We start from the raw sequence: 9179 nt of genomic DNA, 5'->3' as shown, positions 1-9179 counted from the left end.
GGAAACCGTGACGGATGAGGAATTGACTATGATTGAAAATCGATTGAATCACCGCCCCAGAAAGCGACTAGGATTCAAGACACCTCACGAGGTATTTCATGCCTCGTTAAAGCGTGTTGCACTTCGTCCTTGAATCCGCCCAAAACTAATTTCTAATGAGCGTATACGACCAACTCCAAGCCCTGAACATCACCCTGCCCCCTGTCGCGGTGCCTGCTGCGGCCTATGTGCCGTTTGTGCAAACAGGCAACTTGGTATTTTTGAGTGGCCACATTGCCAAACAAGACGGCAAGGTGTGGGTTGGCCAACTGGGCAAGACCATGCAAACGGAGGAAGGTGCATTGGCTGCACGTGCGGTGGCCGTGGATTTGCTGGGCACGCTGCACGCTGCGGTGGGCGACCTGAACAAAATCAAACGCATCGTCAAAGTGATGAGCTTGGTGAACTCCAGCCCCGACTACACCGAACACCACTTGGTCACCAATGGATGCAGCGAACTCATCGGTCAAGTGTTTGGTGCCCAAGGTGCCCACGGACGCAGCGCCTTTGGTGTGGCGCAACTGCCGCTGGGTGCGTGTGTGGAAATTGAGTTGATCGCTGAACTAATTTGACGCGTTAGCGCTTGACGCGTTGGGTGACCCACTTACTCGTCAAAATCCCAGATTTGATGCAGGTCTAGCTCAATCAAGGCCAGCAACTCCACCACCTCTAGCTGCATGCGCTGGGCGGCGTTGAGGTTATCGCTGGCCATGCGCGCCACCAACAACACCTCCGACAAACTGCCTTCGCCCAAGGTGTAGGCTTTGACGAATTTGTCGGCGACCAAGGCTTGACGTTGTGCGGCAGATTTCAAGTTGTCTGCGGCTGTTCGTTTGTGTTGAAACTGAATCCACATGCTTTCAAACATCGCGCCTAGTTGCTGCTCGGCCAGTTGCACTTTGTCGCTGGCCGCTTGCGCATCGGCCAGCGCAGCGCTGGCGTGGTGCCAGCGTGATGAACCGGGGAATGGCATGGAGAACATCACCCCCGAGAAGGTTTCGCTGCCAGCGCGTTCACGCCCACTGAACACGCCCACTGTGGGGTCCGGTAAACGGTCACGCGCAGCACGGTCTGCGGCCAAGCGCAAGCGCTGGGCGTCCACACGCAGCAGGTTGAGTTCGTGGTTTTTTTCTAAAAACATCTGCCGCATGGCGGCCATCGATGCCGACAAAACGGGCAAGGCTGGCGACGCATCCAAGCGCAGCGCCAGTAACAGCGGTATGGGCAGTGGCGTGGGCAACGCCAAGTTAGGGTAACGGCGCGTCATGGCCGAGGCCGCCGAGGCTAACTGCGCATCGGCTACGGCACGGGCTGCGGTGATGCGCTCTAGCTCGGCATGGGCCAAGTCGGCATTGAGTTGCGACACCTCGCCTTGCTTGAGTTGGATTTGCGTCAAGCGTTGCATCTTGGTCGCCAGCTCATGGGTGGTGGTGGCGTTCTTTTGGTCCGCCAAGGCACGCAGGTAGGCAAACCAAAAACGCATCAACTCACGCGCACCTTCGTGCATGGCGTCGGCGTATTCGATGTCGGCAAAGGCTTGGGTTTGCGCGGCCAAGTCGGCGTCGATGCCACGCTTGCCCCAAAAGCGCACGGGTCGCTCAAGGCTGACCAACGACTCATGCACCCGTGTACCCGCCGTCACAGCACGTCGATGTTGGGAAGTGCTGCGCAAGGTGAACTCAGCGGTACCTGCGTCAATGCCTTGGGCACGTGCCGAGCCTGCTTCTTTTCTAGAACGCGCGGCTTGCATCAGCGGGCTGCTGAGCAGCGCCTCTTTCACGGCGGCTTCAGCGGGTAGATAAGGCCGCAATGCCGTGTTGAGCTGAGGCAGCACTGCCGTGTCAGCAGAAGGCAACAACGCCGCGTTGGTTTGCGTTTGCGCGGTTCCGGTTTGCGCTTGCGCGGTCCCGAAGAGCCCCAGCGATGCCACAGCCAACAAATAAGCGGCCAGATAACGGTTCACAGAATGTGTCATGGCTTTCTCCAAGACAAGAAGCGCGTCAAGGCATGCCACGGCATGCGCTCTAGCCCACCCAAGCGTTCAAATAATTTGGGCAACAGCAACAAGGTCAACAAGGTGGAGCTGATCAAACCACCCGTCACCACAATGGCGAGTGGGCGCTGAATCTCAGAGCCTGGACCGGTGGCAAAGAGCAACGGAATCATGCCAAGCGCGGTGATGACGGCGGTCATCAACACAGGACGCAAGCGTCGCTCGGTGCCCAAACGCACCACCTGCGCCATGTCCTCGCCACCGAGCAATCGTTCATTGAAGTGCGTGACCATGACCACGCCATTGAGCACCGCAATGCCCAGCAGCGCAATGAAGCCCACCGATGCGGGTACCGACAAATATTCACCCGACAGGCCCAGGGCCATCACACCGCCCACCAAAGCGAACGGGATGTTCAGAAAAATAATGCCCGCCTGAATGGCCGAGCCAAAGGTGAAGACCAAGATGGTGAAGATCAACACCATGGCCGCAGGAATGACCAGTCCTAAACGCGCAGCGGCACGTTGCTGGTTTTCAAACTGCCCGCCCCACACCACGCGCACATCGGCGGGCAGCTTCAATGCGGTCACGGCTTTTTGTGCATCGCCGACAAAGCCGGTCAGATCGCGGCCAGCCACCGAGACTTGAATGCTGGTGAAGCGCACGCTTTGCTCATGGTCCACACGGATGGGGCCATCGACCAAGCGGATGTCGGCCAAGGCATTGGCGGCCCAGACACGACCATCTGGTGCGGCGAGTTGCAAGTTCTTGAAAGCTTCGGGGCTGTGACGCGTCACCTCGTTGCCGCGCAAGGTCAGCGGTGTGCGCATACCGTTTTGCAGCACATAACCCAGCGACTCGCCCTCGACTTGGTTTTTGAACGCTTGCTGCAAGGCCTCCACACTGAACCCAGCTTGACCCACGGTGGTGCGGTTCAAGTGGACCGAGACGTATTGCAGGCCTTCGGCCTTGGGTGCAATGACTTCGGCCGCCCCTGCGACGGTGCGCACGGCATCGGCAATTTGGTGCGCTGCCTCGTTGATGTGTGCGAGGTCTGTGCCAAATATTTTGATGGCCACATCGCCACGCGTGCCGGTGAGCATTTCGGAGACCCGCATTTCAATAGGCTGGGTAAAGCCGTAGACCAAGCCGGGGAAGGTGTCGAGCACGCCACGCAAGGCATCAACGATGTCGTCTTTGTTGCCACGCCATTCGCTTTTGGGTTTGAGTACCAAGAAGGTGTCGGTCTCGTTCAAGCCCATGGGGTCCAGCCCCAACTCGTCTGAACCCACCCGCGCGACGATGGCTTTGACCTCGGGCACGTTCGCCAAGATGGCTTGCTGCACGCGGGTGTCAATCTCTAAGGAAGACTCGAGCGAAATCGACGGCAGCTTTTGCAACTGCACCAAGATGTCACCTTCATCCAAGGTCGGCATGAAGGTTTTACCGATGAAGCTGTAAAGCACAGCAGCCACCACCAGCGAGGCGACGGACACGCCATACAACCACTGCGGCTTGGCCCACACGCGCTCGCGCAAGCGCACATAGACCGCATGGATTTTTTGCATCACAACAGGCTCGTGCGCTCCGTCTTCTTTGAGCACCATGGACGCCAAGGCTGGAATCACACTGAAGGCCAACAACAGCGACGACGCCAACGCCATGATGATGGTCACGGCCACGGGCGCAAACAACTTGCCCTCTAAGCCTTCAAGACTGAGCAAGGGCAAGAACACCACGCAAATGATGAGCACGCCAGACGCCACAGGCTTGACCACCTGACACACGGCACTCAGCAAGATTTCAGTTTTCGACAAGCCATGACCAACGGCGTGGGATGCAAACGCGGTTTCGATGTTTTCCACCACCACCACCGCGGCATCCACCAGCATGCCCAGCGCAATCGCCAAACCGCCCAAACTCATCAAGTTGGCAGTCAAGCCAAATGCACGCATCAGCAGAAAGGTACTCAGCAAAGACAAGGGCAAGGCCACGGCCACCACCACCGCTGCACGGATGCCACCTAAAAACACATACAGGGTGATGCACACCAACACAGCGGCTTCAATCAAGGCGTGGATCACGGTGTCTGCCGCACGCGTGACCAACTCACCTCGGTTGTAAAAGGTTTTCACCGTTAGCCCTGCGGGCAACCGTAGTGCCATGTCGTGCAACTTGGCATCGACCGCGTCCACCAACTGGCGCGCGTTCACGCCGCGCATGCCCAGCACTAAGCCTTCAACGGTTTCGCCTTGGCCGTCGTGGGTGACTGCACCATAGCGGGTGAGTGCGCCTTGGGTGACCGTGGCCACATCGTCCAGTTGCACATAGGTGCTGTGGCGGGTGTTGTCTCGGGTTCTTAGGCGCACAACGCGCAGATCATCCAAAGTTTGGATGACGCCTTCGACACGCACCACCAAGGCTTCTTCACCCGCAGTCAAGCGGCCAGCGCCATCGTTGCTGTTGTTGGCGAGTAAGGCTTGTCTCAAGTCACCCATGCTCACGCCCATGGCGGCCATCTTGGCGGTGTTGGGGATGACCTCAAAGGTTTGCACTTCGCCGCCGAGTGAGTTCACCTCGGCCACGCCAGGAATGGTGCGCAACTCTGGGCGAATCACCCAGTCGAGGACACGGCGTTTTTCCGCCAGACTCACGCCAGCACCTTCCAGTGTGAACATGTAAACCTCGCTCAAAGGTGTGGTGATGGGGGCCAAGCCACCGCTGACGCTGGCGGGCAGATCGCGCATCACGCTGCCCAAGCGCTCGGACACTTGTTGACGTGCCCAGTACAGATCCACACCGTCGTCGAAGTCAATGGTGATGTCGGCAATGCCGTACTTCGAGATCGAGCGCACGATGCGTTTGTTAGGAATACTCAACAGCTCTTGCTCAATGGGTTTGACGACCCGCTGCTCGACCTCTTCAGGGGTCATGCCCGGAATTTTGAGGATGACTTTGGCCTGTGTGGGCGAGATGTCGGGGAAGGCATCAATCGGTAAATTGAGCCACGCATAGATGCCTGCCGCTAACAGCAGTACAGCACCGGTCAGCGCGAGGCTGCGAAACCGCAGACTCAGACGAATGAGGTGTTCAAACATCACTCGTCCTTTTGCAGCAAGGCGCGCAGGGAGGCGATTCCTGTGATGGCTACTTGGCTGCCTACGGGCAAGGCCACATCAATCAAGGTCACCTCATCAGAAGACGAAACGACGGTCACCGCACGCGCTTCAAAACCTTGGGCATTCGCCACAAACACCCAAGGCTTGCCACGCCAGTGCGTCACGGCGCGCGCAGGCACCCACCAGTGAGCGTCGGGCTTGGCAGCATTCACAGAAGCTTTGGCCTGGACGGTGGCGGACACCAAGTCACCCACTTGCAAACTGCCCCGCGTGGTGACGCTGGCGCGGGCACGTGCGGATTGGTTGGCCTCCACCGCACGGCTGACGCCCAAGATGCGTGCTTTGGCTTGGCGCGAGGGGATGCTCACCTCGTCACCCACTTGTATCTGCGCGGCTTTGTCTGAGGAAAGTTGCAGCTCGAGCTGCAACTGGGCAGCGTCCGCCAGCTTGAACAGCAAGGCTCCAGCCTCGACACGTTGGCCCACCGCAGCAAAAACGTCCACCACCGTGCCAGACAAAGGCGCTTTGAGCGTGCCGGTGGCGTAGCCACTATTGGCATCAAAGCGCATGCCTGCGGCCAACAACTCGGCCTCGCGCGCTTGGAGTTGCGCCTGTGCGGCCTCTTGTTTGGAGCGACTCAACTGCAAGCGCACGGCGGGGATGATGCCCTCGTCCAGCATGGCTTGGTCGCGTTGTGCGGCGGCACTGGCAGTTTTGTAGTCCAGCGCGGCTTCATTGAGCATGCGTCGCGCATCCCCCAACATGGGGCTGGTGAACTGCGCCAAGGCGGCACCAGACTTCACCGAGTCGCCCACGCCGATCCGCAAACGCGAGACCTGCCCTGCATACGGGGCAGACACCGTGAATGTTTTGCCTGGCGGCGTGACCACCGTCGCACTGACCAGCAACGGCCCACCTGTGGCGGGCTGCACGGTGCCCACTTGCACCCCGAGGCTGGCTTGCTGCTTGGCATTGAGTGGCAGCAACAACGGCGCAGGCACGGCGCTTGCACCCAACGGTTCTGGTGCCGCCCCACACACAGCGGCACTCAAGAGCGTCAACGCACATGCGTGACGCACAAAGAACATAAAACGATTGAACATCGCCAACTCCAACAATCAAACGACCGAAACCCAATGCACAGATGTGCACATGGGGGCATCGAAAATCAAATCGTCAACGTGGGAGGCGCGTGTGCGGGCGGCGGAAAGCCCAAAGCGTAGGTACTGGGCGCGTGCCAAGCGCTGGTTTGTCCATGCCATGGCGCAACAAAGGTGTGCGACACAGCCGCAAACACCACGACCACAGTGGCGACCACATCGGCAGGCGTTTCGTTCTCACTGTCTTGCAACGATTGACGGGCGTGCGAAGCGGTGACCCCCACCGCAGCGGACTCCTCCTCGCTGTCCTGACTGACACTGACGAGGTCAAAACGGGGGTGGCGTACCTCTTGCGCTTGGGCAATCCCGTCCACATGAAACCCCAGCAAGCGAGAGCTGCCGTAATGGGCGTGCAAAAACGGCCCCAGCGCCAGCAAGACCATGAGGATGGCCATGAGGGGCAAGCAACGTCGTTTCATCAATTGGAATGGGGTAGGCACAGCTACTATCTTAATCCTCATGCATGACGGCTTGACGTACCGCTTGAAGTAGCATGGTTGCTTATGAGTGTTCGCATGCTTTCAATTCAAGAATTGGTCAACACGGTCAAGACCCGGCCTCGGCTACTGAGCAGCATCGTGGTCGGAGCGCTGAGTGCAGCGCTCCGACCCATTGGCAATGGCCGACGGTCACGCAATGGACGGTGGGCTGGAACATCGGTGCGCTGCTTTATTTGGCGCTGGCGCTTCACATGATGTTTGGCAGCTCACATGAACGCATGCGCAAACGAGCCGTGCGCGAAGACGATGGACGTTTGATGTTGTTGGCGATGGTGGTGATATCGGCCATCGCCTGCTTGGGGGCCATCGTGGCAGAGTTGGTCATCGCCAAAACCATGCACGGCAACGAACGTTATGGGCACATTGGCTTGGCAGCGCTGACAATTTTTTCGTCTTGGGTATTCACGCAAATCATGTTTGCCTTGCACTATGCCCACGACTACTACTTGGCAGAGTCGATTCAGCAAACGGGTGGCTTGCAGTTTCCGGGGGATCACGCCCCGGATTACGGCGATTTCTTATATGCCGCGTGTGTGATTGGCACGTCGGGTCAAGCAGCAGATGTGAGTTTTACCAGCCGCACACAGCGCCGCGTGGGCTTGCTGCACAGTGTGTTGTCGTTCTTCTTCAACACCGTGGTGGTGGCGTTGACCATCAACATCGCTTCAGGGCTGTTTTAAAGGTACACACACACCTTGCGCATCAATCTGCGGTGAAGATGCCGCTGACGCTGTGCAACTGCTCCAGCGCCATGCCGCAGCCACGCGCCACACAGGTCAGCGGGTCTTCGGCCACCAACACGGGCAGGCCTGTTTCCTCGGAGATCAAACGATCCAAGTCACGCAACAAAGCGCCGCCACCAGTGAGCATGATGCCGCGCTCGGCAATGTCAGAGCTCAACTCAGGTGGTGTGCGCTCCAAAGCGATCTTCACGGTGGAGACCAAGTTGTTCAAGGTGCCTGTCAAGGCTTCCAAGATTTCGGTCGAGCTGATGGTGAAACTTTGCGGAATACCTTGGCTCAAGTTACGGCCCGTGATCTCAATCTCTTTCACGGTCCCGTTTGGAAATGCGGTGGCGATTTGCTTTTTGATGCGCTCGGCAGTTTGTTCGCCAATCAACATGCCAAAGTGACGACGGATGTAGTTGACGATGGCCTCATCAAACTTGTCGCCACCGATGCGTGCGCTGTTTTTGTAGACCATACCGCCCAAGGACACAATGCCCACCTCGGTGGTGCCGCCGCCAATGTCCACCACCATCGAGCCGCAGGGCTCTGTGACGGGCAAGCCCGCACCAATGGCAGCAGCCATCGGTTCTTCGATCAAGTACACCTCCGAAGCGCCTGCCCCCAAGGTCGACTCACGAATGGCGCGGCGCTCGACTTGGGTGGAGCCACAAGGCACACAAATCACAATGCGTGGACTGGGCTTGAAAAACATTTGCGGATGCGCCAGTTTGATGAAGTGCTTGAGCATCACCTCGGTCACGGTGAAGTCGGCAATCACGCCATCTTTCATCGGACGAATGGCTTCAATGCCTGCGGGCACACGGCCCAGCATGGCCTTGGCTTCATTGCCAACCGCCAAAACAGAAGTTTTGCCGTGCATCTTGCTGTCTTTTTTGATCACAACCACCGAAGGTTCGTCGAGCACGATGCCGTGTTCTTTGGTGTAAATCAGCGTATTGGCTGTCCCCAGATCAATCGCAATATCGGTGGAAAAAAACTTCGTCAATGTAGAAAACAAAATAACCTCGCGTAAAGCAGTCGTCGCGCGAAATTATCGAGACCGCGGACAACCGCGTCCATACGCTTGCAGGTGTATTAACCCTTGCCATTGAATAAAAAAGGATCAATAAAAAAGGCGCCATCAAGACGCCTTTGAAAATATTTTTTTACTTTTAAGCTTTGACAGCTCTGAAACCAGAATACATACGTGAAGCAGGTCGACTGCGTTGCTCAGCCTCTTGGGCGAGCTGGGCACGGATACGGTCAAACGTGGCCTTGATGCCAGTCTTCTCTGAAGACACGATTTTGAAGCGACGCTCCACGGCCATATCTGGCGATTCGATCTGAACAACTGATTTATCCAATTTAGGCTCCTGAGAACTTAGTGAAGAATCAACGCATCAGACTTCAGTTCGGTGGACACATTTTTGAAAAAATCGTGTCTCAAAGTGAGGCTAAAACAATAAGTGATTGATTTATATACATTAATTATTTTAGAAATAGGCGGATTCAAGGACGAAGTGCAACACGCTTTAACGAGGCATGGAATACCTCGTGAGGTGTCTTGAATCCTAGTCGCTTTCTGGGGCGGTGATTCAATCGGTTTTCAATCATAGTCAATTCCTCATCCGTCACGGTTT

At 57.3% G+C, this 9179-nt stretch carries 8 protein-coding genes and 1 pseudogene; 3 read left to right on the top strand and 6 right to left on the bottom strand.

Annotated elements, in window-relative coordinates; all coding sequences use genetic code 11:
• Both RMS03_RS00050 and RMS03_RS00045 read left to right on the top strand, forming a co-directional pair.
• Window positions 1-133 (top strand): annotated as a pseudogene (locus RMS03_RS00050) (IS30 family transposase); the annotation flags it as partial.
• 22 nt (window positions 134-155) lie between these two features.
• The gene (locus tag RMS03_RS00045; protein WP_310625085.1) at window positions 156-611 is read left to right on the top strand and encodes a RidA family protein; all 456 of its coding nucleotides are present in this window, start codon (window positions 156-158) and stop codon (window positions 609-611) included.
• 32 nt (window positions 612-643) lie between these two features.
• Here the strand turns inward: RMS03_RS00045 and RMS03_RS00040 are convergent, their stop codons facing one another.
• The 4 genes from RMS03_RS00040 to RMS03_RS00025 all read right to left on the bottom strand — a co-directional run bounded on the left by RMS03_RS00040 (window position 644) and on the right by RMS03_RS00025 (window position 6706).
• On the bottom strand, window positions 644-2014 hold the full coding sequence (locus tag RMS03_RS00040) for a TolC family protein (protein ID WP_310625084.1): 1371 nt from the start codon (window positions 2012-2014) through the stop codon (window positions 644-646).
• A complete protein-coding gene (locus tag RMS03_RS00035) occupies window positions 2011-5130 on the bottom strand; it encodes a CusA/CzcA family heavy metal efflux RND transporter (protein WP_310625083.1) in 3120 nt (1039 codons plus the stop codon). The genes RMS03_RS00040 and RMS03_RS00035 overlap by 4 nt, the downstream gene beginning before the upstream one ends.
• Window positions 5130-6254: an efflux RND transporter periplasmic adaptor subunit gene (locus RMS03_RS00030; protein ID WP_310625082.1), complete on the bottom strand. Its 1125-nt coding sequence runs from the start codon at window positions 6252-6254 to the stop codon at window positions 5130-5132. The genes RMS03_RS00035 and RMS03_RS00030 overlap by 1 nt, the downstream gene beginning before the upstream one ends.
• A gap of 65 nt (window positions 6255-6319) precedes the next feature.
• The gene (locus RMS03_RS00025; RefSeq protein ID WP_310625081.1) at window positions 6320-6706 is read right to left on the bottom strand and encodes a hypothetical protein; all 387 of its coding nucleotides are present in this window, start codon (window positions 6704-6706) and stop codon (window positions 6320-6322) included.
• A gap of 248 nt (window positions 6707-6954) precedes the next feature.
• Here RMS03_RS00025 and RMS03_RS00020 point away from each other — a divergent pair, with 248 nt between their 5' ends.
• Entirely contained in the window at window positions 6955-7491 is a 537-nt protein-coding gene (locus RMS03_RS00020) for a DUF1345 domain-containing protein (RefSeq protein WP_310625080.1), read from the top strand.
• A 22-nt stretch (window positions 7492-7513) separates the two neighbouring features.
• Here RMS03_RS00020 and RMS03_RS00015 read toward each other — a convergent pair whose 3' ends face one another.
• Together RMS03_RS00015 and RMS03_RS00010 are read right to left on the bottom strand one after the other, a co-directional pair.
• A complete protein-coding gene (locus RMS03_RS00015) occupies window positions 7514-8557 on the bottom strand; it encodes a rod shape-determining protein (protein ID WP_310625079.1) in 1044 nt (347 codons plus the stop codon).
• A gap of 154 nt (window positions 8558-8711) precedes the next feature.
• A complete protein-coding gene (locus RMS03_RS00010) occupies window positions 8712-8903 on the bottom strand; it encodes a hypothetical protein (RefSeq protein WP_310625078.1) in 192 nt (63 codons plus the stop codon).
• Window positions 8904-9179 lie beyond the last annotated feature (276 nt).

Origin of the sequence: Limnohabitans sp. (assembly GCF_031538885.1) — a bacterium.
In the GTDB taxonomy this organism is placed as follows: Bacteria; Pseudomonadota; Gammaproteobacteria; order Burkholderiales; family Burkholderiaceae_C; genus Limnohabitans.
Note: the sequence above shows the minus strand (reverse complement) of the source record. Positions and strands in the feature narration are given on the sequence as shown.